The organism is Fictibacillus norfolkensis (assembly GCF_014836645.1).
Taxonomy (GTDB): domain Bacteria; phylum Bacillota; class Bacilli; order Bacillales; family Fictibacillaceae; genus Fictibacillus; species Fictibacillus norfolkensis.
Map to the genome: position 1 here is coordinate 664,134 of NZ_JACSQM010000001.1, position 22,695 is coordinate 686,828.

Below are 22,695 nucleotides of genomic sequence, written 5' to 3' on the forward strand. Positions count from 1 at the left end.
ATCAGCACTTTTTTTCTCGCTACAAATTCAAAACAATGATTCGTTCCTCAGTCATCTCTTCAATCGCATAGCGCGGGCCTTCTTTTCCAGTCCCGCTCTTCTTTACGCCACCATATGGCATGTGATCCACTCGATAGGCTGAAGCATCGTTTACGATAAGTCCGCCCACTTCAATCTCTTTCGCCGCTTTCATAGCGAAAGCAAGATCATTCGTGAAAAGACCTGCCTGTAATCCATAATCCGAGTCATTCACTTGTTCGATCACTTCGTCTATCGTAGCATATGTGTCTATCCCAACAACAGGACCAAACACTTCTTGTTTGCAAACTTTCATTTCTCTTTTAACATCTGAGAGTATCGTAGGCTCGTAAAATGCTCCATTACGACTACCACCCGTTACAAGAGTTGCTCCGTCAGACACTGCTTCGTTCACCCACTCTTCAACACGCTCTGCTTCAGCCTGTCGGATCATTGGGCCGATATCGATTGTTTCGTCCAGTGGATCACCAGTTTGCAGCTGCTCTGTTTTATCTTTTAATAATTGAATAAATGGTGTTTTCACATCTTGATGAACGTATACACGCTGAACAGAAATACATACTTGGCCTGCATTATTAAAACTTTTGTTTGCAATGAGTGCTGCAGCTTTATCGAGATCGGCATCTTTATGAACGATTGTTGCTGAGTTATTTCCTAACTCAAGTGATACTTTGCGAAGTCCTGCCTTTTGTCTGATGATTTCACCTACTCTTGGACTTCCGGTAAAAGTAAACATCTTAACATCTTGATTTTCTAGCAGCCATCCGCCTACTTCTGCACCATCACCTGTAATGACTTGGAGCCTGCCATCAGGCAAGCCAGCTTCCTTAAATACCTCTGCCAACATAAGGGCACACAATGGAGTAACTTCAGCGGGCTTTAGCACCACCGCATTTCCTGCTGCCAGCGCTGGACCAATCTTATGACAAACGAGGTTCAGAGGCACATTAAATGGTGTAATTGCCGCAACAACACCAACTGGTACTCGTAGCGTAAAAGCCATTCGATTTTCAGAGCCTGGTGCTGATTCTACAGGTACCCCTTCACCGTGGATACGCTTCGCTTCTTCAGCTGAGATTTCAAGTGTTTGGGCAGCTCGTTCTACTTCTACTCGTGAATCACGGATCGGCTTACCTACTTCAGCGACTAACACTCTTGCAAACTCTTCTTTTTTCTCCAATAATAATCGTGCAGTATTTGTAAGTACAAGATAACGGTCGTATGCCGAGAAGGTTTCTTTATATGCTTCTTTGGCTCCTTCTACCGCTTCATCTACATCCTTTTTTTCAGAGCGCGCAATCGCAGCTTCTACATTCTGCGTATATTTATTGAGTACTTCCAAGACCTCTGTTTTTTCTTTCCAAACACCGTTAATCCATAGTCCGTACGTTTGATTCGTTGTATTTACCGCCACACATCATCACTCCCTATTTTATAACGTTACGACCTTTTCACGCGTTGTGAATTCACTCGCTTTTCCTGCACTACCGAATAGACGTATTTTCTCCTGAACTTTTTTCTGCATAACTTCACGGCCCCTGCCAAGGGAAACAGCTAGATGAAATTCTTCAGGGTTTTCTTCAAGAACTTGCTGCATTCCTTTTGTGAATGATTGTCTGAGCTCAGTATCTACATTGATTTTTGCAATACCTAACGAAACTGCTTTTGTAATCTGCTCATCTGGCACATCAGAACCACCATGAAGAACGATCGGACGGTTAACCGCTGCTGAGATTTCTTTTAATCGTTCAAATGCTAGTTTTGGAGGATTCTTATAGATACCGTGTGCTGTGCCTATTGAGACGGCAAGATAATCTACATCCGTTGCTTCAACAAACGCCACAGCTTCTTCGGTTGCTGTAATCATTGCGTCTTCTTCAGCAACTGTTATGTCATCTTCCGTTCCGCCAATTTTACCGATCTCACCTTCAGAACCGATTCCAAGCGCACGTGAAGCGTCTACTACTTTTCTTGTTATCGAAGTATTCTCTTCAAATGAAAGAGCGGATCCATCGAACATGACGGATTGAAAACCGAGCTGGATGGCTTTCATTGTTTGTTCATATTCCCTGCTGTGATCCAGATGGATGCAGACAGGAACAGATATGTTTTTCATGAATACATCAATCATTGCCTTCATCGGTTCAAGCCCGATCGTGTTGATGACTTTTTGCCCAACTTGAATCATGATTGGTGCTTGCTCTTGTTCAGCAGCTTCCAAGATAGCAAGGATAGTTTCTGCGTTATGTGCACTAAATGCCCCAACAGCATATTGATTCTCGTAAGCATGTGTTAGAAGTTCTTTTCCTGAAATATATCCCATTGTAATACCTCCGAATGTTTTTAATTAACGTCTTAGTTCAATGTCATAGTGGTATTGGTCACTTCTATATCTTGTTTTTGTATACTCGATCGGCTTGTCGTTCAATCCATAACTCAGTCTAGTCATCTCTAAAAGTGCTTCTCCTGCACGAATTCCAAGTAGATCTGCTTCTGAAATCGTAGAATTTATAGCAGAAATTTTTTCATCTGCACGTTTTAATAAAATATTGTCTTCTTCAAGAATGGAATAAAATTTAGCAGTATCCAGATCGTGTTTCATCAGTAACTTTCCGATCGCTTCTGGCCAGCATGATCGCTCTAATGCGATCGGAACATCATCTGCAAATCGGATGCGTTCAATGATAAGGACTTTTTCATCTTCATTTAATCCAAGCTTTGTTTTTTCAAAGAAAAGCGTATCAATAAATTCTGCACGCAGAACTTTAGAGTGAGGAACTTGTCCTTTCTCCATTACTTCTTCTGCAAATCCTTTTAATCTTTTTAATGAGCCAACAAGCTGTTGCGGCTTCACAACCGTTCCTTTTCCTTGTTGTTTTTCTAAAAGACCGTCAGCCACAAGCATATTGATCGCTTGACGAATGGTCGTGCGGCTCACACCGAATTGCTTCATCAGCTCTTGTTCAGTTGGGATAAGTTGGTTCGGACGCCAGATTTGCTGTTGGATCTTCTCAATTAAATGATCTTTTACTTGCAGATAAAGTGCTGTATTATTGCTTTTCATATAATATTCTCCTCTTTCTCACAGTGGGATAAGGCTGTAGATCTTCCCCTGCGAGAGGTCGGAGCCATTTGTAATAGGCTTCCGGGTCATCAATAAGTGCATCAGGCAGGAAACGTTCCCCGCCCTTCGCAACAACTTGCAGAGGACAGCTATTCATACTAAAAGTATAATCTATATTCGCCGATCGTTGTATGGTAACCATTCTCCCCGTCTCACCATGTAATACAAGTCTTGCAGCTTCTCGTCCCACTTCAAAGGCTTCCACTTGATCTTGCTTAGAAATAACAGCTGATGAGCTGCGCTGATTCATACCAAGAATCTCAGCTCTAGCCATCACACCAAGTTCTGTTTTAACCATTTTCTCAAGAACGCCAGAAATGCCTCCAAGAATCGTCCTGCCTTGAACATTCGCTTTCTCGACCTGATCTGAAAAGGAATTAATTTTACACCCTTCAGCAACTACAATCGTTGCGTATCCAAAAGATCGAACAGCTTCTCTAACATTTGCTAAAAAATGTTCTGGTTCAATGATTCGTTCCGGGACATAAACGATGTGTGGCCCATCATCTTTCCCATTTCTCAAAAGACCGCTTGCAGCAGCGAGCCATCCTGAGTTACGCCCCATCGTTTCTAGTATTCTCACTTGCTCAAAATTCTGCATAGCACATAGATCTCTGCTAATATCTCTGACGGCTGTTGCCACATAACGCGCGGCACTTCCAAAGCCAGGCGCGTGGTCCGTTTCAGATAGATCATTATCAACCGTCTTCGGTATACCGATGACTTGAAGATCATAGTGAATGTGACGCGCTTCCTCAGCCAGCTTATGAAGAGCAGCCATCGTACCATTGCCGCCAATAAAGACTAGAGTATCAATACAATGCTTTTTTAGATGCAAAAGTGATTTTTGAATTCTTTCAGTTGTAAATTCATAGCGTCCTGAACCAAGGCATGCACCGTTTACATATCGATGTGATTTGATCCATCCTAAAAGTTCAGCATCAAGCTTTTCGATGTCGTTTTCATATAAACCTTGATAACCGTTATAAACACCGAATAACTCTACTTCTTGTTGGAGCGTTTCTACAAAACCTACTAAACTGGCATTGATGACGGCTGTTGGACCTCCAGCCTGCCCAATTGCTACTCTCTTTGCCATCTAAGTTCGCTCCCTTCCTATACATACACCTCAGTCGGAATATTAAGCTGCTTACCTAGCTGCAATAGATCATCAGCAACATCTGCATACACGACAGCAAAGTGAGGTTCATAGCCACTTTCCATTAGAGTACTTACCGTTTCAGAGACATTTCCGTTTAATCTTACTTCAACAGAAGTTCCTGAAAACGGCTGAGGAACATCTAGCGCTTCCCCCTTCATCACGAGAAGGCGATATCCATCTGGCGTATACCCTAGTCTGAAGATCGTTACTTCTCCAGCTTTTAAGCCAAAGTCCATCGTAAAGCCCATTTTACGGTTAGGATGTACGCCTGATTGTGCGCCTGTTGACGGACTTGCAAGGGAATAAGCACCTGCTCCACAATGCCAGAAAACAACTGAATTGTTTGGCTCGTTCACATGAACTAGATCCCCGAGATACGGAGCGTTTCCTCCACTTAGTTCTTGTAGGATGAACATCGAAACCGCGCCGTGAATATCTGACTCACAGGAAGATACCACACCATCCTCGGTAAACTGAGATAGTGTCGAACACGCAGCTGCTCCTAGTTCATTAAAAAATTCAGGCCAGCATCTTACAGCGAGTGCTGCAATATCTTCTTGTTCGATATACTTTTTCACATACGTGGAAAACTGTGCAAACTTCTTTACCGTTTCATCAGATCGATTCAATCCAATGACTTGCTGTTCAGCACGATCGATGGCACCTGCCCATTCTTCCTCGGGCAGCTCTACACATTCTTGAAATGCTTTTAGAAGATCCATTTTTTGAACAGTGACACCTAGTTTTTGATGAAGAAGTTCTTCGTCTGTATCTGAGAAGAAGAAGCCAGGCGGATGTTCTCCAATCACTCCAATTTTTAGCTGCTTCAGCTTGTTAACCAAAATATTCACTCTGATCTGACGAGAAAGCTGCTTTTGAAGCTGTTCTTCGTCGGGATTACCTAGTACGAATGTAAAAGGGTGACGATGATGCATGAGGACATTACTCGTGCTGTTTCCTCCAGTTAATGAATTAAGTCGCAGCCTACCGCCTACACTTGGTTCTCTTACAGACCATACAACAACAGGTTCGTTTCGATATTGAAGTACTTTTGCGATAAACTCACCATCTGCAAACGTAACACTTTGGTAGATGATAGAATCAATATTTTTATTTGTTAGCGTTTCTAGGAATTGCTCTAGATCTTCTACAGATGTAAGAATTTCTTCTGGTTCATAAACAGTGTGGTATTTACTTCTAAGCCATTCAGAGCTTTGCTTACGGTATTGCTCACCAGCTTCTAGATCAAATGTTTTTCTGCCAATTGGGATATATACGATTGATGGCGTTTGCATAATTGTCCACATCCTTCATATTATTTTATCTTTAAGGCTGTTTCGCATATCTTGTTGCTCTTGGAAGTGGTTGATCTCCGTTTCAGTTGCTCGCTTTCCGGGGGGCGTGCGGTGAGCCCCCAGGAGTCTCGCACTTACACTCCAATCAACTTGTCGATGATGTCTTTAAAAGAGTAAACAAAGGTAACCATCTTTTAATAAGGAAAGAATGATTTTGAAATAAGTATAACAAAAGGTTACTACCTTTCAAAATATATTACTACCTTTATTTTTATAAAATTTCTCGAAAGCTTAAAAGAATAAGGGGGGACAAACCAACTCCTGTCCCCTCTGTTATTTTATTTCGTTAATGATTCAAACAATTCCTTGTATGAAGAATTCTTTCTGTAAAATACAGGCGGCTCTCCGATTGGTGCTTCAACTTCTGTATAACCGCCACTATATTCTTTTCCTGTCCATACGTGCACCCATTCATCCTCAGGTAAGTAGACGGTCCAATGAGTTGCCGCTTCTTCATACACCGGGGCCACTAGAAGGTCTCTGCCGTATAAATATTGATATTGGATGTCATAAGCGTTGTTATCTTCTTCATAGTGCATGAACAAAGGACGCTGTACAGGAATTCCTTTTTGAGCATTCTCCTTTACGATGTCTTTCGTATAAGGCGCTAATCTTACATAGATACCTGTCATACGAGCAATATGCTGCAGCGTCTCTTCATCACCATCAAATTGAAAACAATCATCAGGACGATTTCCTTCATGTGTTCGCATGACAGGTGTAAAAGTCGCCATATCTGTCCAGCGAAGAAGGAGCTCTTTGCTTCGCTTGTTTCCATGAAGACTTGTATAGCCGCCAATATCACTATGATGAAGACCACAGCCCGTCATACCAGATGAGAGAGCAGCAGGTATGACGGAAGCAAGTCCATCATCTAACGACCAATTCACGCTTTGATCCCCGCCCCATAAGAGAGTGCAATATTTTTGGATACCCGTATAACCAGCTCTCATGAAGTAAGTGACTTCACCTAACTTACCCGCTTCACTTACAGCGTCATAGTTGATCTTTGCCCATAGTGCCGGCCAAGCATTGTGCATGATCTTTGCTGAGACTCCATTGTGAAGATGTACATCTGTTGGTAAATACTCACCAAAATCAGCCATCCAACCATCAAGTCCAAGATCAATCATATTTTCTTTAATAACGGATTTATACCAACTACACGCTTCTTCGTTTGTAAAATCAACTACACCACAATAAAATTCGCCAAAATCAACTAAATAGATATCTCCTTTTTCATTCAAAGCTAAATATCCATGATCTGCAGCTGTTTCATACAGATCACCTTCCACAGCCACATAAGGATTAATATAACCTAGGAAGCGAATTCCTTTGGCTTTCCATTCTTTTATTTTTTCATCAAGATTCGGGTATTCATCACTGTTCCAACGCCAGTTCCACATCAATCTCTTTCCGAATGAAGTGATGCGTTTACCTTGCCAGTCCTGACACCAAACGCCTCCGACTTTTATTCCTTTTTCGAGAGCTAAGTCCAGCTTTTTTTGAACAGTGTCGGTTCCGCCTTGTAAACCAAGCCAGATACCGTTATACGTCCAATCTGGTAATTCTGGCTGACGTCCGAACACATCCGTTAACTTTTCAACAAGCTCCACATAGCTTTCCGCTGTTTCAAAGAGCACATATTTTGGTATATCCCATATTTGAAGTTCGTGATATTCGTCGTTCCGAAAGTCAAAGTCAGCATAAGCAGTAGTTTCAACATGGCAATAATATTTTTTAGTAGAAATAAAGGTTGGCTGCGGATAGTTTGTGTTGTAATAATCGCCGCCAGCTTTGTCTTTCACATCCGCCTGCCATGTTGTGTACGTGTTTTTATTTCTTCCCACACCAGGTTCAGAAGTCCAAAGCGGAAAATTTTTGCCTCTCAGGTTAAAATGTGACAGCTGTTCACCGCAACCGTAGACTTTCTCTTTGCCGTCTGCTTGTACACGTAACCATAACCGGTTTATTTCTGATGAACGTTTTGTAAAGTGAAGTTTTACTTTTCCGTCCTCTTCGGCTAGAAGAATTTCGAGATCCGTTGGTCCACCGTCAAATTTTGAAAAAGAAAGTTGAAAACCATTCTCTGTTTGAACAACATCAACATAGCGAAGCCCGATTCTTTCTACTACATAATCGTGAATGTCAAAATTTCCTCGATACATGTTGATTGTTTCTTCACCGTATCCTACATATAGCATGGGCTGCTGAACTGAGTGATGAAAGAGAAGTCTGCCATCAGCAACAATTTGAAATCCATTATTTATTTCCTTCAACACGAATGTTGTTTCATTAGTTTTAAGAGCCATAAGAACCTCCTTATTATGCTAGCTTTCTTGCTTCTTTTACTTCTTTTTTGTGCTGTTCACTTAAAAAATCTGCATACTTACGATTCCAAACTTTTAGCGAAAGATAGATAAGAATTCCAGTAACAATTGCCAATCCTGCAATCGCTGGCCAGAAATACCCCGACACGATTGAATCCTGATAGGCTAGACCAATAGGAGAGAATACGATATACATACTCGCAAGCAAACTTAACAAGATAAACGTTACGGGAAGTGCGTATTTCCAAGGTACCATGTCGACTTGCGCATTAGCTTTATACACATATGGTTTTTGCAAAGGCTTCCATTTTCCTATAGCGATCATAATTCCAACCTCTACAAAGAACAGAATCGCGTAAATATGGATAAAGTTAATGGTGGTTTGAATGCCAAACATCTGATCCAAGCCCCAAACGAGCAAGTAGTAAGTAATAACATGGAAAATGACCACTACTTTGGCAGCAAGTGCTGGAATTCGTTTCGAGAAGATACCGACAAGAACAATCGTGATGATCGGAATATTAAAGAACCCTGTAAAACGTCTGATCAGATCCCAAAGACCATCAGGTGCGTTCATCAACAATGGTGAGATAAAGAATGAAACAAGTGCGATTACTGTACCAAACCATTTACTCATCCGAATCAACTGTTCGTCAGTAGCTTTCGGATTGAATTGCGGTTTATAGATATCAAGAGCAAACATGGTTGCTGCTGAGTTAAGCAACGAGTTAAAAGTACTGAATACCGCTCCTAACAGAACAGCAAGGAAGAAACCTGATAAATATTTTGGCAATACATCTGCAACTAATGTTGGATAAGCAAGGTCAACTGGATTCAATCCTCCTCCATATAGATGGAAAGCGATAATTCCAGGAATCATCATAAATAGTGGAATGGCAAGCTTATAGAAACCGGAATAAAGCACCCCTTTTTGACCTTCTTTTAAGTTTTGTGCTCCAAGCGTACGTTGGATAACGTACTGGTTCGTTCCCCAATAGAACAAGTTGGCAAAAATCATACCCGTAAAGATTGTCCCAAACGGAACCGAGTCCGTACTCGATCCGATCGCATTTAGCTTTTCCGGACTGTTTGTTGCTATGGTCTTCATGCCCTCAAACATGTTCCCGTCTCCAAGTGCGAAGAAGCCAAGAGCTGGTACCAAAAGTCCGATGATCAAAAGTCCGATTCCATTAATCGTATCCGATACAGCAACGGCTTTTAACCCGCCAAAGATTGCGTATACTGCACCAATGATTCCGATCACCCAGATTAAGAGCCAAACCGATTGCGTGTAGGAAATGCCTAAAAGACCTGGCACATCAAAGAGTTTAAGTATAGTCAGTGCCCCTGAGTAAAGAGTTGATGGAATCGTAACTAAAATATAGCCAAGCATAAATAGCATAACCGTATAACGGCGAACTCCTTCATCAAATCGCGTGCTCAGGAACTCTGGCAATGTAGTAAAAGCTCCTCCTAAATATTTCGGTAATAGATAAAGAGCCATGATAACAATCGCAAAGCCAGCCGTTACTTCCCAAGCCATGTTGGACATGTTCGTTCGATACCCTTGTCCATTCAAACCTATCAAGTGCTCAGCAGAAAGATTGGTAAGAAGAAGTGATCCGGCGATAAATGTCCCATTCAACCCGCGCCCTGCCAAGAAATAGCCCGTAGAATCTTCTGTCTCTCCTTTTGTTTTTAAGTAAGAGATCCATGCGACCAGTCCCATAAAAAATGTACATGATAAAAGTGTAAATCCAATGCCTGAAAACATATCGAACACCCCTGTCCTTTTAAATAATAATAGTTAAAACAAGACTTCTATGTTGTCACCGATAATTCCAGGATAAGCTCCCTTTTCAATCAGCTGTTTTCGATCCGGATGTGCGATCAGCCATTTATTCTTCATAAAAAGCAAGTGATCTTCATCATTACTTTTTTCACGCTCTGCTGGCGCAACTTCTAACGGTTCATTCGTTCCTTTTGGTAAAACAACTATGCATTTGAATCCTGATTCATGAACTTTACAAGGTGCAAAGTGAAGTGTCGTTTCATATAATTCAATTGCCGTTCCTTCAGGAATAAAGAAAGCCCTTACATTATTCGAATAAAATGTATTATTTTCGATATCCTGTATTTTTCCAAGAAGGAGAACTAGATCAGTCACAGCTATATTGATCTCACTTCCTTTGTGATATTCAAGGCCATTTAACGTTGAATTACGACCATTACAATACCCAATCTGGGCAGGCATCTCACCATAGAAGTAAGTCTCAATTTGTTTTTTTACCGGATTGTCTTCCAGAATCGGTTCTGAAGCCACATAAACATTTTCATGCTCTGGAATTTTCGTAGATTGCTTCATCGTGTTGATCAAACGTGTAAAATCATAGCCTGTAATCACTTTTCCATAACGCTTAAATGAATCATCTGTAACATGCTCAATAATCATGCTGTTTTCTTTCATGTTTACGTGTGACAACTTATTACCTCCTCTTTTTCAAAAACGAAATAACATAGGTATCTTTTTTTAAACATCACTACCTTTTATTTTAAAAAAATTCCGTCAATATGGATGTTGCTTTTTATTCTATGAAAACGTATTCAAAATTGCAAGGAGTTTTTTACATACAATTGTTTACAAATATGATTTTCACTTGATACATAAGGGTTTACCATTAAAAAAAACTTGCAGATATCATCTGCAAGTTTCTTTCTGGAGGTTTCTAATTATTAGGCTGATTTCTAAAAGATTGTTGCTTTTAAATCTTTTTATTTACTTCTGTGCCTGTTGATTGGAGTGAAAGGTGCGAGACTCTCGGCTAGGACAGGTAGGCAGTCCTAAAAGTGGAAGTGGCTCGTCCAGTCCCGACAAGCAAAAGGTGAATGGACGAGGAAGGCGCTCTTTGCCTTCATGGTCTATTTATCTTTTGACCTCGAGGGGCTAGCCACTGCAACTAGTCAGGTGAGACACTTATACGGTAACGTACGAATGTGGCTCACCGTTTGCCCCGCGGAAAGCGAGCAACCTGGAATGGAAATCAACTACTTTCAATAGCAACAATGAATACAAAAACAGCCAACTATTAAAACGTATGTGCGGAATCTTTCGCACGAGCAATAGCATTTTCTTTAATTTCATTCGCTTTATCTGGCATGGCCGCATGTCCTTCAACAAACAATCCTTGGAAAGATGGAACGCCAAAAAATTGCATGATCACACTTAAATAACGGTGACCCATCTCCATTGCTGCTGCAGGTCCTTCTGAATAAATTCCACCGCTAGCTTGAATATGTAGAGCTTTCTTGTTCGTTAAAAGGCCAACCGGTCCTTGTTCAGTATATTTAAACGCTTTTCCTGCTACAGCCACTGAATCGATGTACGCTTTCATAACAGGTGGAAATGAGAAATTCCACATCGGCGTTACAAATATATATTTATCAGCAGATACAAACTGCTCGCAAAGCTCAGAAAGTCTTCCTACTTTCGCTTTTTCTTCAGAAGACAGCTCCTTAAACCCTTTACCAGATTGCAGTTTCCCCCATCCACTAAAGACATCAAGGTCGATGTGAGGAATGTCCTCTTTATACAAATCCACGTGAATCAATTCATGATCCGGATTAACTTTTTTGTATTCATCAATAAATGCTTTACCTACAGCCACGCTGTAAGAGACTTGATCATCATGAGGATGTGCTGTAATATATAATACTTTTGTCATGTAATCCTACACTGCCTTTCAGTTTGTTGATTTCTTCTTAATGATTGTTGCTTTTGGAACTTTCCTTTCACTTCTTAGCAAGTTGATTGGAGCGGAAGGTTGCCGACTCCTATGGGACGAGCGGTCAGTCTTAAAAGTGGAAGTGGCTCGTTCAGTCCCGACAAGCAAAAGTTGAATGGGCGATGAAGGCACACTTTGCCTTCTTGACCGTTAAACTTTTGACCTCGAGGGGCTAGCCACTGCAACTAGACAGGTGAGACCCTTAATGGCGCAAAGCGGCAAGGGGCTCACCGGTCGCCCCATGGAAAGCCTGCAACCTGGAGCGGAAATCAACTACTTTCAATCAACTGCAATCAGGAATGATTATAAGGATTCCCAGCAATTTTCGCTCTCATGTCATCCGTTAAAAGAAACGCCTCTTGAGACAAATCAGCTTTGAAAACTTCAGTGTTTAAAAGACTTCCATCATAGTGGATCGGTTTATCTTCATTCATCTAAACATTCACCTCCAACAGAGATAGTTTAAACGGTTGTTTAACTTTTAATTCATAAAAAAAAGCTATCTGCATAAAACAGATAGCCATAGCAAAAGATTTTAAAATTAGTAGCGTTGTCCGCCTAAAGCTTGTGCTACAAGACGCTTAGTGATTTCTCCACCTACAGATCCGTTTGCACGTGAAGTAGTGTCTGGTCCAAGGTTTACACCGAACTCAGAAGCGATCTCATACTTCATTTGATCAAGAGCTCCTTGAGCTCCAGGTACTGATAATTGGTTGCTGTTGTTTTTAGCCATTTAATTCACCTCCCTTTCTTTTCTAATCTTAGAATCCCACTAACTTACAATCTTATTCATAACCTTAGAAAATTTTTTTCAATGTTTCATTAGGTGCATGTGTATTTTGTTATTTGCTTACGTATGGATACAGTTTGTCCAAACATTTTAGACAAGTTTGCATAAGATATGGAGAAGAGAGGATACACCGAATATTCTCTTTTCCGAAGTTCTATATGGGGGGAATTCATTGTGAGTTTCATTAGTATCTTAAACGGGGTTCTATCTTCTAAAAAACGTGCAAAAAGCAAGAAAAACAAGAAGAGAATTGGCTAACCCAATCAATTAAAGCCACAAAAAAAGCTAGCCATATGGTTAGCTTTTTTTCATATGGAACGAGAAGAATCCATTCCACTTACTCACTAGCTTCTGCAGCCATCGCTATCGCTTTTGTTTCATGAACGGTGCCAAACGGATGCTCTGGTGGTGCATAAATCGCATAGAGTTTAATCGGTTTATTGCCGGTATTCGTTAAGTTGTGCCATTTTCCAGCTGGTATCATGATCGCAAAGTCATCATACACATTTGCCGTATAATCTAACTGATCTGGACTGTCACCCATTTGTACAAGCCCTTGACCTTCTTCGATCCGTAAAAATTGATCGGTTGTCGGATGTACTTCTAAACCAATGTCCTCTCCCACACCTATACTCATCAAAGTTACTTGCAACTTTTCTCCTGTCCAAAAAGCGGTGCGGTACGTCTTATTTTGTTTAGCCGCTTCATCTATATTTACGACAAACGGCTGTCCACCATAGTCCTTTAATTTAATCGGAACCCGCTTTTTTAACCATCCTATTCGTGTTGCATCCTCGCACTTCTGATTGTATGTCTGCAGCAAAATTTGTTGAACATGTGGCTGTCTACAGCGATAATAGTCATGCTGATATCGCTCGCAATCCATTAGTTCTGCTTGATGAGCTATTCTCAATCCTTCTTCGTAACTACTAAAAGACAAGACATTATTTTGGTATTCAGGCTGTTTTCCTGTAATAGCCGTGAACATACTAACTAAATCATTCAGATTGGACCTTTTACATTCCAAAGCATAAAGGATATTATTTTTATGAATCTGATTAGGAGCTTCATTTGCCAACCGATTGTAAAAATCCACAAGTAAATGTTCTCGGATAATTCCTGTATAAAGTGCTTCAAGTCCATGTTGTTCCAGATCAATCATTCCCTTCAATGACTTTATAATTTCATCATATGCCTTAGTCATTAGAAAGTACGTTACTTTTATTCAACTGCAAAAGAATGCATTCAAACTTTGTATGGAGAAAAAACTTGTCTACAACTTATAAAGAGATTAACCCATACTAGTAAAAGAAAAGACTCAACATTTGGTTAGGAGTATCTAAAATGACGAATATTTTAATTGTCGATGATGATCTTAATATCTTAAAGCTTATAGATACTTTTTTATCAGAAATCGGTTATAAGGTATATAAGGCGCAAGATGGTTTAGAAGCTTTAAGGATCCTACGTCATACGAGCTGCGAGTTAGCTGTTGTAGATGTGATGATGCCTTATATGGATGGATATAACTTAACAAAAGAGATACGTCAAAATTACGACATTCCAATTATCTTATTAACTTCTAAAAATCAAATTGAAGATAAAGAACAAGGCTTTCTATCAGGAACGGATGATTATCTTGTTAAACCGTTTGAACCGAAAGAATTACTCTTTCGAATTAAAGCTTTATTAAGACGGTATGATAAGCAATCAGATTCAGCAACTGTTACTTTAGGAAGAACGATCATAAACAAAAAAAGCTATGAAGTACATATCGGTGACGTCACGATCCTTTTACCCTTGAAGGAATTCGAACTTTTGTATTTCTTCGTATCTAACCCAATGCAGGTATTTTCACGTGTTCAATTAATAGAGCACATTTGGGGTCTGGATTATGAAGGAGATGAAAGAACGGTAGATGTTCATATCAAAAGATTAAGAGAACGTTTTTCAAAATTAACCGATGATTTCAAAATTAAAACCGTCCGTGGAGTCGGATATTTGTTGGAGGCAAAAAAATGAGGTCGCTGTATACCAAATTTGTTGTTATAACAATAGGAATTATGCTTTTTAGCGGCGTATTGGCCTTTATCGCCTCCAATACATACTATCAGCAAAAACTAAAACCAGCTAATGATCAAAAAAATACAAAGATTGCGCTTGAGATGGCTTCCTTTGTCGAAGAACATCCTACCATCAACCTGAACGAATACTTGAAGAACCTTTCTACGATTGGTTATCAAATCTACCTTGTAGAAAGAACAGGAAAGGAAACCTACTTCGGGGCAAAATTTCGTAACACTACACTTCCTTCCTCAACAAAAGACAGTGTAATAAATGGTGAAATCTATCATGGGATTCTTCATTTTCCAAAGCAAACATTCGTAACTGGTTTTTTTGCAAACGAACTAAGTAATTCGATCGGCGTTCCTCTAACGCATAGCGGGGAAAATTATGCGTTGTTTATTCGACCTGATATTAAACTTCTTTTTAATGAGATGCATGTTCTATTCGGCTGGCTTTTTGGCTTGATGATTGTCCTCAGTATTTTGATGGTAGTCATAAGTGCAAAATATTTAGTGAAACCAATATCAAAATTAACCATCGCCACAAAATCACTCTCACAAGGAAGTTATTCTGTTGAGCTCGATACGAATCGCAGCGATGAATTAGGTGTCCTTTCTGAGAGTTTCAAACAGATGGCTCGAAAGCTAGAACAATCAGATGAGATGCGTAAAGAATTCATTTCAAATATTTCTCATGATATACAGTCTCCACTATCCAATATAAAAGGGTACACCAACTTATTAGAAAAAGAAGAGCTGAGTTCGAACAATCGAATGCAATACATATCTGTTATAAATGGTGAGATCAGTAGACTCTCGAACTTAACGAAACAATTACTGCTTCTTGCCTCACTAGATCGGAACGAAGATATCCTACAGAAAAAAACGTTCAATCTTTCACAGCAGATTAAAGAACTGATTCGAAATTATCAATGGTTAACAAATGAAAAAGGGATCATGCTTAGTTATTCCCTACCTGATATCGAGTTCTTCGGCGATCCTTCTCTATTGAATGCTGTATGGGATAACCTTTTTACTAATGCCATTAAATATAATAACTCTGATGGCAGTATTGAGATAGCTGTTGAAAAGAGGGAAAAATCGATTTTTATCATCTTTAAAGATACGGGGATAGGCATGAACGAAAAAGAAGTAGAAAGAATTTTTGACCGTTTTTATCGAGCAGATGTTGCCCGGTCGCGAACCGTTGACGGGACAGGACTTGGTCTATCCATCGTCGCTACAATTGTGAAACTTCACGGTGGTCATACAGATGTGAAGAGCGAGGAAAATGAAGGAACTTCGGTTGTGGTTGAATTACCTATAGATTAATCAATTTCAAATATATCAGGCATTATTAATGGAACCCATTAGTGATGCCTGATTTTTTTATGTCCCCTCCCCTTTGATCAACAACTTAATTTGTAACGTGTTATTCATTCTCCGTTCATATAAGGATTCTAAACTAAGGATGTAAAAAGATTGGAGGAGACGTTATGAGCATTGCATGGAAAGAAATAAAAAAAAATAAAGTTAGGTTCTCCATATTAGGTTCGATCATCTTTCTCGTTAGTTTGTTAACATTCATTATTTCTGGTTTGGCCAATGGGTTATCACAAGATAATGCTGCCTTGATAAAAAATTTGCCGAGCGGGCATTTTTATATGAATGAAGATGCTGAAGAAAATTATAATCTTTCGAGGATTGATGGTAGTATTCGAGAACAAATTCTACACGATCAAAAGGATGCTGTTGCCTTCTCTATACAGATGGGCTTTTTAAACGATGAGAGTGATAAACAACGAAGCGTTGCTTTTGTTACTTCTACCAATTCAAAATGGTTCGAGCAAGTAGCTCCCGGAGAAATCATTCTGGACCGTTCATTAGAGAAAGAAGGTATGAAAGTCGGAGATACCTTAACACATAAACAATACAAGAGCTCGTTCGTTGTAAAAAAGTTTGTAGACCAAAAAAAGTTTAGTCATGCTCCTGTTGCTTATATAAATAAAGAGAGTTACAACGAAATTTACCGCGTTGAAGAAATGCAGCTCCTCTTTACTCCTGGGGAAGATTCAACTCAAAATATCAAAGGTCTACAATCTTTTTCAAATAAAGATTTCCTTAACACCATTCCAAGCTACAGTGCAGAACAAATGTCCTTAAATATGATCGTGTGGTTTCTGATCGTGATTAGCGGTATGCTGTTCGGTATCTTTTTCTATATGATGAACGTTCAAAAGATTGGGCTCTATGGCATATTAAAAGCAATCGGAGTAAAAACAAGTGATCTGTTTAAAATGATGTGGACACAGATGTTGTTTATCACGATCCTATCCCTTACTCTTTCTGTTGGTTCTAGCCAACTATTCAACAAAGTCGCACCTGAGGATATGCCTTATCATTTAACGAATGAAACCACCCTGCAATTGTCGATCGTCTTCTTGGTGATTGGATTTATTGGAGCTACGCTATCTGGTTTACAAATTAAAAAAGTTGAACCTTTACAAGCCATACAACAAGGAGAGGTTTAATATATGGATATCTTTTCGATTGATGAATTAAGAAAAACGTTTACCAATGGTGACATGAAAGAAGAGATATTAAAAGGAATAAACCTTACGCTTAAAGAAGGTGAGATTACAGCGTTAGTCGGTCCATCTGGGTCTGGTAAGAGTACCCTGCTAACCATTGCTGCAGGACTGCAGCCCGCATCAGACGGAAAAGTTTTATTTAATGACATCAACATCACTTCAATGACATCAGAGCAAGTTCGAGATATACGAGCGAAGCAATTTGGTTTTGTGTTTCAATTTGCGCACCTTGTCCCCTTTTTAACCGTTTGGGAGCAATTAAGCCTCATGTTAGATGTATCTGAAGTGAAAATTAATAATGAGAAACGCGAACAAGAAATTGACTATATACTAGATCGTGTTGGTTTATCCAATCGAAAACATGCTTATCCCTCTTCTTTATCTGGTGGAGAGAAACAACGCGTCGCTATCGCTCGAGCGGTTATCCATAAACCGAAAGTTCTCTTTGCAGATGAACCGACTGCAAGTCTGGATACAAAGAAATCGAAAGAGATTATGTCACTCATCCAAGATCTAACGAAAACCTTAAACATTACGACTCTTATGGTCACCCATGACGAGGAGATGCTTTCTTATGTTGATCATGTTGTTAGAATGAGCGACGGTCGGGTTGTGTAGAATAAAATATACCGTTCAATGCTATTAAGCTTGAACGGTATTATAAGGTTAAAAAGGCTTTTTTGCATCCACTATTAAAGATACAAAACCAAGTTTCCCGTTTTGATTTCTATGATCAAAGCGCATAGAGCGATAAATAAATCCTTCACTTTCATCCCAATTCTGAGTATGAAAATCCCCTTTCTCATCAAAATATTCTAAAAGAGTAACAGAAAAACCCGCTTTTCTAAACATAGATGTAATTGTTTTATAGTTATGTACAATCTTATGACTTGCAGCAGGATGATCTTTTGGCCCAGGACCTCCGATTTGTACACCCATTTGATAATCTTTATCAGGAAAAAAGCCATCTGGTATTGCACAACGAATGTGACCACCTGGCTTTAAAAAATCAAAGCAAATTTTTGCCGCCTCTACTCCCTCTTCCAAAGTCAAATGCTCCCATACGTGTTCAGCTAAGATTGCTTGTAACGATTCACCAGAAAATTTCCTCTCCCAATCACTCCGTTTTAATAAATTTAGTTCTGACTCCTGCGTTTGCAGCCAATTGGGATTATTATTATACTCACCTGCACCGATTACGACTTTCATATCAGCTTGATTATTCAATCTAGAAACACGCCCTATCATTCGGAATTTCAATTATAAAGTTAATTCCCGTGCAAACATCATTGTTTTTCATAAACGCACTCAAAACAAGCCCAGTTAACGGGAGTATAATTATAATCTGAATAATTAACACCTTACATATTTCCGCTTAAAACCAACCTGCCCGCGATCTATCGCTTTTTGAATATTTTCAGAAGCAAGTAGATACTTCGTTTTTTTCTTGTCCTGATTCATTTCAACTGGCCCTATCGCTTTAGCTATCTCAACCGCTTTTTCATGTAATGGTACGTAGGATACCCCTACTGTATAAACAAAATTATTCATAGAGGACTTTGTTCGTTCGGGAGCATCATGAATGGTATCTCTTACAACCTCAAGCATTTTTTCTAACTTCGTTGTGGAGAATTCGCTGTCTGGTCGATTTCCTAATAGCCAGCAGTAACAACTCCAACCTGCTGACATTCTAAGCTCTTCCCCGCTTGCAATCCATTTATCAGCAACCTCTTGTGCAATGTCAGTTTCAGCTAGAGTGACCGCTACCACAAAATCGGATAACATATAAAAATAAGCTCCATCGATCCAACGCTCAAAATCATTTTCGGTCATGATGGCTGGATCTGCTATAATTCCTGCAAAGTACATCGCATCGTAATTTCCTGTCGCGTAGAGCTCCTCAGCTAATGGCTGATTTCTTTTAATTTTTTTAGCGATAGGCTTCATGGCACCAGTAGCTACGCCAAACACCGGTTCTTTTGCGCCATTTGAGATATAGATTTTCTTCGTTCGTTCCTTGCCAAGAGCTTCAAGTTCCTTCATCACATCTTCTGCATTCATCTATTGCACATCCCTCTTAGTTTTTACGTATTGTGTTGGAAAAGGACACCGCTAGTTTTCACTGAGCTAAAACTTTATCGTTAACTATCCCATTCTCTTCTTCTCGACTGCTTATTCATATTCCTCTTTCATCGACAATCAACTTATGCACAAAAAAGAGCGCTTTTTCCACTACAGAAAAGCACTCATTTGTTTAACTATTTCTTTATCTTGTTTTTGTTATGAATGCTTTTTACGGAATCAGAAACCTTTTAATGTGTTATTACTTATTTTTATAATCTCACAATCACTTCAGTTCCATCTTGTGACCTCACATTAACGAGCTCTAATCCTTTGTACTTTTTTAACTCTTTAATAATATGTTTCAGTTCTGATCTATCTATGGAAGGGAAAGAAAAATTAATGTTTTTCTTATCTAGATGAGGTTTTGACCATTTGTTTGCATGTCGAATTAACAACTTAGAAGTAAGAATAGATATTCCGATATTTAATAGGACATAAGGAACAGGAATTGAGAACTTTGTCTCGTTTGTTTTCACATTTACATGTAACATGTTAGCAGCCTCTACTCAATCGTAATTGAAACGGTATCCCCGTTTGCTGATTTCACATCAACAATCTGTCCATCCAGTTCGTTTTCAATGGCTTCAAGTATCAGATTAATATCAATATCTTTTACATATTGTTCAGATTGGGGAATCTTTAAAGCAATGTTGTGACCTACTGCTAGTACAACCTTTACTAACTTGATCGGAAGGTTCACATTCACGTTGTCACTTTCAGATACAACGCGTATTCTCAAGGTTTTGTCGCTATAGTTAGAAGATACCCGAGATGAATGGTCTAATGGTTTAAGTGTTGTACCCAGTTCTTTTTCTTGTAAGACTTGAATTAATTCTGAACCTTTATCCGTATCGATTTTACCTTCTTGAACCATCGTCAAGACTTTCTCGATCTCACTTTTCATTTTCTACTCTCCCTATTCTTCCTTTAGCATTTTAATTGCTTCATCTGGAGAAATCTCTCCACGTTCAAGCATGGTAACAATCTTTTTCTCGTCTACCTCATTTTTCTTTTTAGATTCGTACCCTAATGAAGATGCAATGTCGTTCAGTTTGCCTCGAACCGTTGGATACGAGATCCCCAGCTCTTTTTCGACCTCTTTAATATTGCCTCTGCATACGAGAAAGACTTCAACAAAATGAAGCTGTTCTTTCGTTAGTGATGAAAATTTTGATAATTCGAACTCGTTCTCAATTGTCGTGTGACAATGTGAGCAGTGAAGTTTAGTAATCTTTAATGTTTGTGAACAAACCGGACAATTTGTAAGTAATGGGTGAGCCATCTCATTCTCCTTTCTTTAATTAATTTGATTATATACTATAAAATCAATAAAGTTAACATATAAATTTAATAAAATTAAAATTATTATTAAAAATATTAATATTTATTATAAAATTATTAATTTCTCTTTTTTAATAAGAAAAGAGACCTTCCTTAATGGAAAGTCTCTTCTTTCTGTTTGTATTCAAATATTAACCCTTTTTGCTCACCGATGATTGATCATCCGTTTCCTTTTCCAATACATTTACAATGTAGTCTTTGCCCCATTCATACATCGCCTCTAAAATCGGTAATAGTCTTTCTCCATGCTCTGTAAGGGAGTATTCCACTTTTGGTGGAACTACAGGATAAACTTCTCGATGTACGATTAAATGATCTTCCAGTTCTCGTAATTGGTTTACAAGCATCCTCTGAGTAATACCTGGCATAAGGGTCTTTAATTCACCAAATCTTTTCGTTCCTTCCTTACCTAGGTGCCACAGAATCAACATTTTCCATTTACCACCTATTACTGCAAGAGTTAATTCTTTTTCACAGTTAAAGTCCTTATCTCCTAAATTAGGCATCTACATTCATTCTCCTTTATTTCATCCAATAGTATACTTTTTGTAACTATATGCGGAAAAAGTGCGTACTTTAAATTTATTTACATACTGAGTATACTAAACAGCATGCTAGTAAGTAAATGAATATTAACATTTACACCCAGCCACGCAGTGCAACAAAATAAAATTATCTATAAGGAGAGAAAATATAAATGAAATTACAATTAGCATTAGATCTTGTGGATATCCCGGGAGCAATCGAATTAGTAAAAGAGGTAGAAGAGTATATTGATGTTGTAGAAATTGGTACACCAGTGGTGATCAATGAAGGTCTTAAAGCAGTAAAAGAAGTAAAAGCTGCATTTCCTAACTTAACCGTTTTAGCTGACTTGAAAATTATGGATGCAGCTGGATATGAAGTAAGCCAAGCATCTGCTGCAGGTGCTGACATCATTACGATTCTTGGAACGGCAGAAGACGAGTCAATTAAAGGCGCAGTAGAAGAAGCTAAAAAACAAGGTAAACAAATCCTTGTCGATATGATTGCTGTAAAAGATATTGCAACACGTGCACAAGAATTAGATGAACTTGGTGCCGATTATATCTGTGTACACACAGGCTATGATCTGCAGGCTGTAGGAAAAAATTCGTTCGAAGATCTACACACTATTAAGAGCGTTGTCAAAAATGCAAAAACAGCAATTGCCGGTGGAATCAAATTAGAAACACTTCCAGAAGTAATTAAAGAAAACCCTGACCTTATTATTGTAGGTGGCGGTATCACAAGCAAAGATGACAAACGAACTATTGCACGTAAAATGCAGGAATTAATTAAACAAGGTTAACTTCACGATGAAGACTACTCAATATTTAGCTGCAGTCGTTGAAGAATTAAGCATAACGGTACCCTTAATCTCTGATGAAGAAACAGAGAAATTAGTAGACAAAATCTTAGAATCAAAAAAAATCTTTGTGGCTGGTGCTGGCAGGTCTGGATTTATGGGTAAATCTTTTGTGATGCGGATGATGCACATAGGGATTGATGCTTACGTAGTTGGTGAAACAGTAACAGCTAACTTAGAAGAGGACGATCTATTAATCATTGGCTCAGGCTCAGGAGAGACCAAAACGCTAGTTGCCATTGCTGAAAAAGCTAAAAGCTTGGGAGGAACAGTAGCAGCGATCACCATCTCTCCTGAATCAACCATTGGAAAATTAGCAGATATTACGGTTAGACTACCTGGAGTAACGAAAGACCAATCTGAAGGTGATTTCAAGACTGTTCAACCGATGGGATCTCTATTTGAGCAAACGATGTTGTTAATTTATGACGCCATTATCTTACGTTTTATGGAGAAAAAAGGATTAGATTCTAATAAAATGTATGGCAAACATGCAAATCTCGAATAGAAGCAAATATGCAGGAGAGGCCACATTTTTAGAATTGTGGCCTTTTTTGTATAACAGCTACAGGACTTCCAAAAGGAGAGTCTCCAAGAGCTTGAC

The 22,695-nt window shown here is 39.0% G+C and carries 24 protein-coding genes; 6 read left to right on the forward strand and 18 right to left on the reverse strand.

Going from position 1 to position 22,695, the window contains the following annotated elements; translation table 11 throughout:
• Nucleotides 1-19 precede the first annotated feature (19 nt).
• The 12 genes from H9648_RS03260 to H9648_RS03315 all read right to left on the reverse strand — a co-directional run bounded on the left by H9648_RS03260 (nucleotide 20) and on the right by H9648_RS03315 (nucleotide 13,744).
• Nucleotides 20-1,453 (reverse strand): aldehyde dehydrogenase family protein, encoded by a 1,434-nt coding sequence (locus tag H9648_RS03260; protein ID WP_191752415.1) that lies wholly within the window; start codon nucleotides 1,451-1,453, stop codon nucleotides 20-22.
• Between the two features lie 18 nt (nucleotides 1,454-1,471).
• The gene (locus tag H9648_RS03265; protein ID WP_191752417.1) at nucleotides 1,472-2,362 is read right to left on the reverse strand and encodes a class II fructose-bisphosphate aldolase; all 891 of its coding nucleotides are present in this window, start codon (nucleotides 2,360-2,362) and stop codon (nucleotides 1,472-1,474) included.
• A gap of 24 nt (nucleotides 2,363-2,386) precedes the next feature.
• Complete coding sequence (locus tag H9648_RS20960) at nucleotides 2,387-3,103, reverse strand: GntR family transcriptional regulator (RefSeq protein ID WP_137791625.1); 717 nt, start codon at nucleotides 3,101-3,103, stop codon at nucleotides 2,387-2,389.
• Complete coding sequence (locus H9648_RS03275) at nucleotides 3,090-4,262, reverse strand: diphosphate--fructose-6-phosphate 1-phosphotransferase (RefSeq protein ID WP_191752419.1); 1,173 nt, start codon at nucleotides 4,260-4,262, stop codon at nucleotides 3,090-3,092. Before H9648_RS03275 ends, H9648_RS20960 begins: the two co-directional genes overlap by 14 nt.
• Nucleotides 4,263-4,279: 17 nt before the next feature.
• Nucleotides 4,280-5,620 (reverse strand): sulfoquinovose isomerase, encoded by a 1,341-nt coding sequence (gene sftI, locus H9648_RS03280; protein WP_191752421.1) that lies wholly within the window; start codon nucleotides 5,618-5,620, stop codon nucleotides 4,280-4,282.
• Between the two features lie 338 nt (nucleotides 5,621-5,958).
• Entirely contained in the window at nucleotides 5,959-7,992 is a 2,034-nt protein-coding gene (locus H9648_RS03285; RefSeq protein WP_191752423.1) for an alpha-glucosidase, read from the reverse strand.
• A gap of 13 nt (nucleotides 7,993-8,005) precedes the next feature.
• On the reverse strand, nucleotides 8,006-9,784 hold the full coding sequence (locus H9648_RS03290; RefSeq protein WP_191752424.1) for a solute:sodium symporter family transporter: 1,779 nt from the start codon (nucleotides 9,782-9,784) through the stop codon (nucleotides 8,006-8,008).
• A gap of 33 nt (nucleotides 9,785-9,817) precedes the next feature.
• Nucleotides 9,818-10,492, reverse strand: coding sequence for a DUF4867 family protein (locus tag H9648_RS03295; protein WP_225218694.1), 675 nt, complete (start codon nucleotides 10,490-10,492; stop codon nucleotides 9,818-9,820).
• A 604-nt stretch (nucleotides 10,493-11,096) separates the two neighbouring features.
• Nucleotides 11,097-11,732 (reverse strand): FMN-dependent NADH-azoreductase, encoded by a 636-nt coding sequence (locus H9648_RS03300; protein WP_191752426.1) that lies wholly within the window; start codon nucleotides 11,730-11,732, stop codon nucleotides 11,097-11,099.
• Nucleotides 11,733-12,085: 353 nt separating this feature from the next.
• Nucleotides 12,086-12,226 (reverse strand): hypothetical protein, encoded by a 141-nt coding sequence (locus H9648_RS03305; RefSeq protein ID WP_191752428.1) that lies wholly within the window; start codon nucleotides 12,224-12,226, stop codon nucleotides 12,086-12,088.
• 107 nt (nucleotides 12,227-12,333) lie between these two features.
• Nucleotides 12,334-12,525, reverse strand: a complete 192-nt coding sequence (locus H9648_RS03310; protein WP_066397779.1) for an alpha/beta-type small acid-soluble spore protein — start codon at nucleotides 12,523-12,525, stop codon at nucleotides 12,334-12,336.
• 394 nt (nucleotides 12,526-12,919) lie between these two features.
• Entirely contained in the window at nucleotides 12,920-13,744 is an 825-nt protein-coding gene (locus H9648_RS03315; protein ID WP_191752430.1) for a cupin domain-containing protein, read from the reverse strand.
• Between the two features lie 182 nt (nucleotides 13,745-13,926).
• Here H9648_RS03315 and H9648_RS03320 point away from each other — a divergent pair, with 182 nt between their 5' ends.
• The 4 genes from H9648_RS03320 to H9648_RS03335 all read left to right on the forward strand — a co-directional run bounded on the left by H9648_RS03320 (nucleotide 13,927) and on the right by H9648_RS03335 (nucleotide 17,857).
• The gene (locus H9648_RS03320) at nucleotides 13,927-14,604 is read left to right on the forward strand and encodes a response regulator transcription factor (protein WP_191752432.1); all 678 of its coding nucleotides are present in this window, start codon (nucleotides 13,927-13,929) and stop codon (nucleotides 14,602-14,604) included.
• Nucleotides 14,601-15,980, forward strand: a complete 1,380-nt coding sequence (locus tag H9648_RS03325; RefSeq protein ID WP_191752434.1) for a sensor histidine kinase — start codon at nucleotides 14,601-14,603, stop codon at nucleotides 15,978-15,980. Before H9648_RS03320 ends, H9648_RS03325 begins: the two co-directional genes overlap by 4 nt.
• A 164-nt stretch (nucleotides 15,981-16,144) precedes the next feature.
• Nucleotides 16,145-17,179, forward strand: coding sequence for an ABC transporter permease (locus H9648_RS03330; RefSeq protein WP_191752436.1), 1,035 nt, complete (start codon nucleotides 16,145-16,147; stop codon nucleotides 17,177-17,179).
• A 3-nt stretch (nucleotides 17,180-17,182) separates the two neighbouring features.
• On the forward strand, nucleotides 17,183-17,857 hold the full coding sequence (locus tag H9648_RS03335; RefSeq protein WP_191752438.1) for an ABC transporter ATP-binding protein: 675 nt from the start codon (nucleotides 17,183-17,185) through the stop codon (nucleotides 17,855-17,857).
• Nucleotides 17,858-17,905: 48 nt separating this feature from the next.
• On the opposite strand, the gene H9648_RS03340 is transcribed toward H9648_RS03335, so the two are convergent.
• The 6 genes from H9648_RS03340 to H9648_RS03365 form a co-directional block, all read right to left on the reverse strand.
• The gene (locus H9648_RS03340; RefSeq protein WP_225218731.1) at nucleotides 17,906-18,448 is read right to left on the reverse strand and encodes a class I SAM-dependent methyltransferase; all 543 of its coding nucleotides are present in this window, start codon (nucleotides 18,446-18,448) and stop codon (nucleotides 17,906-17,908) included.
• 144 nt (nucleotides 18,449-18,592) lie between these two features.
• Complete coding sequence (locus H9648_RS03345) at nucleotides 18,593-19,300, reverse strand: DNA alkylation repair protein (protein ID WP_191752440.1); 708 nt, start codon at nucleotides 19,298-19,300, stop codon at nucleotides 18,593-18,595.
• Between the two features lie 272 nt (nucleotides 19,301-19,572).
• Nucleotides 19,573-19,854: a hypothetical protein gene (locus H9648_RS03350; RefSeq protein WP_191752442.1), complete on the reverse strand. Its 282-nt coding sequence runs from the start codon at nucleotides 19,852-19,854 to the stop codon at nucleotides 19,573-19,575.
• Nucleotides 19,855-19,865: 11 nt separating this feature from the next.
• Nucleotides 19,866-20,267 carry an SHOCT-like domain-containing protein gene (locus tag H9648_RS03355; RefSeq protein WP_191752444.1) on the reverse strand — a complete coding sequence of 134 codons (402 nt, stop codon included), beginning with the start codon at nucleotides 20,265-20,267 and terminating at the stop codon, nucleotides 19,866-19,868.
• 12 nt (nucleotides 20,268-20,279) lie between these two features.
• Nucleotides 20,280-20,645, reverse strand: coding sequence for a DUF2089 domain-containing protein (locus H9648_RS03360; protein WP_191752446.1), 366 nt, complete (start codon nucleotides 20,643-20,645; stop codon nucleotides 20,280-20,282).
• Nucleotides 20,646-20,835: 190 nt separating this feature from the next.
• A complete protein-coding gene (locus tag H9648_RS03365; protein ID WP_191752448.1) occupies nucleotides 20,836-21,210 on the reverse strand; it encodes a winged helix-turn-helix transcriptional regulator in 375 nt (124 codons plus the stop codon).
• 191 nt (nucleotides 21,211-21,401) lie between these two features.
• On the opposite strand from H9648_RS03365, the gene hxlA reads away from it, so the two are divergent.
• Nucleotides 21,402-22,034 carry a 3-hexulose-6-phosphate synthase gene (gene hxlA, locus H9648_RS03370; protein ID WP_191752450.1) on the forward strand — a complete coding sequence of 211 codons (633 nt, stop codon included), beginning with the start codon at nucleotides 21,402-21,404 and terminating at the stop codon, nucleotides 22,032-22,034.
• Nucleotides 22,035-22,041: 7 nt separating this feature from the next.
• Nucleotides 22,042-22,599, forward strand: coding sequence for a 6-phospho-3-hexuloisomerase (hxlB, locus tag H9648_RS03375; RefSeq protein ID WP_191752452.1), 558 nt, complete (start codon nucleotides 22,042-22,044; stop codon nucleotides 22,597-22,599).
• The last annotated feature ends 96 nt before the right edge of the window (nucleotides 22,600-22,695 follow it).

Excerpts from the sequence above, each read along its gene's own strand:
- H9648_RS03355 (WP_191752444.1), bottom strand. The coding sequence starts at position 20,267 with ATGAAAAGTGAGATCGAGAAAGTCTTGACGATGGTTCAAGAAGGTAAA.
- H9648_RS03350 (WP_191752442.1), bottom strand. The coding sequence starts at position 19,854 with ATGTTACATGTAAATGTGAAAACAAACGAGACAAAGTTCTCAATTCCT.
- H9648_RS03285 (WP_191752423.1), bottom strand. The coding sequence starts at position 7,992 with ATGGCTCTTAAAACTAATGAAACAACATTCGTGTTGAAGGAAATAAAT.
- H9648_RS20960 (WP_137791625.1), bottom strand. The coding sequence starts at position 3,103 with ATGAAAAGCAATAATACAGCACTTTATCTGCAAGTAAAAGATCATTTA.
- H9648_RS03320 (WP_191752432.1), top strand. The coding sequence starts at position 13,927 with ATGACGAATATTTTAATTGTCGATGATGATCTTAATATCTTAAAGCTT.
- H9648_RS03335 (WP_191752438.1), top strand. The coding sequence starts at position 17,183 with ATGGATATCTTTTCGATTGATGAATTAAGAAAAACGTTTACCAATGGT.
- H9648_RS03325 (WP_191752434.1), top strand. The coding sequence starts at position 14,601 with ATGAGGTCGCTGTATACCAAATTTGTTGTTATAACAATAGGAATTATG.
- hxlB (WP_191752452.1), top strand. The coding sequence starts at position 22,042 with ATGAAGACTACTCAATATTTAGCTGCAGTCGTTGAAGAATTAAGCATA.
- H9648_RS03300 (WP_191752426.1), bottom strand. The coding sequence starts at position 11,732 with ATGACAAAAGTATTATATATTACAGCACATCCTCATGATGATCAAGTC.
- H9648_RS03365 (WP_191752448.1), bottom strand. The coding sequence starts at position 21,210 with ATGCCTAATTTAGGAGATAAGGACTTTAACTGTGAAAAAGAATTAACT.
- sftI (WP_191752421.1), bottom strand. The coding sequence starts at position 5,620 with ATGCAAACGCCATCAATCGTATATATCCCAATTGGCAGAAAAACATTT.
- H9648_RS03290 (WP_191752424.1), bottom strand. The coding sequence starts at position 9,784 with ATGTTTTCAGGCATTGGATTTACACTTTTATCATGTACATTTTTTATG.
- H9648_RS03310 (WP_066397779.1), bottom strand. The coding sequence starts at position 12,525 with ATGGCTAAAAACAACAGCAACCAATTATCAGTACCTGGAGCTCAAGGA.
- H9648_RS03360 (WP_191752446.1), bottom strand. The coding sequence starts at position 20,645 with ATGGCTCACCCATTACTTACAAATTGTCCGGTTTGTTCACAAACATTA.
- H9648_RS03345 (WP_191752440.1), bottom strand. The coding sequence starts at position 19,300 with ATGAATGCAGAAGATGTGATGAAGGAACTTGAAGCTCTTGGCAAGGAA.
- H9648_RS03305 (WP_191752428.1), bottom strand. The coding sequence starts at position 12,226 with ATGAATGAAGATAAACCGATCCACTATGATGGAAGTCTTTTAAACACT.
- H9648_RS03315 (WP_191752430.1), bottom strand. The coding sequence starts at position 13,744 with ATGATTGATCTGGAACAACATGGACTTGAAGCACTTTATACAGGAATT.
- H9648_RS03275 (WP_191752419.1), bottom strand. The coding sequence starts at position 4,262 with ATGGCAAAGAGAGTAGCAATTGGGCAGGCTGGAGGTCCAACAGCCGTC.
- H9648_RS03265 (WP_191752417.1), bottom strand. The coding sequence starts at position 2,362 with ATGGGATATATTTCAGGAAAAGAACTTCTAACACATGCTTACGAGAAT.
- H9648_RS03340 (WP_225218731.1), bottom strand. The coding sequence starts at position 18,448 with ATGAAAGTCGTAATCGGTGCAGGTGAGTATAATAATAATCCCAATTGG.
- hxlA (WP_191752450.1), top strand. The coding sequence starts at position 21,402 with ATGAAATTACAATTAGCATTAGATCTTGTGGATATCCCGGGAGCAATC.
- H9648_RS03330 (WP_191752436.1), top strand. The coding sequence starts at position 16,145 with ATGAGCATTGCATGGAAAGAAATAAAAAAAAATAAAGTTAGGTTCTCC.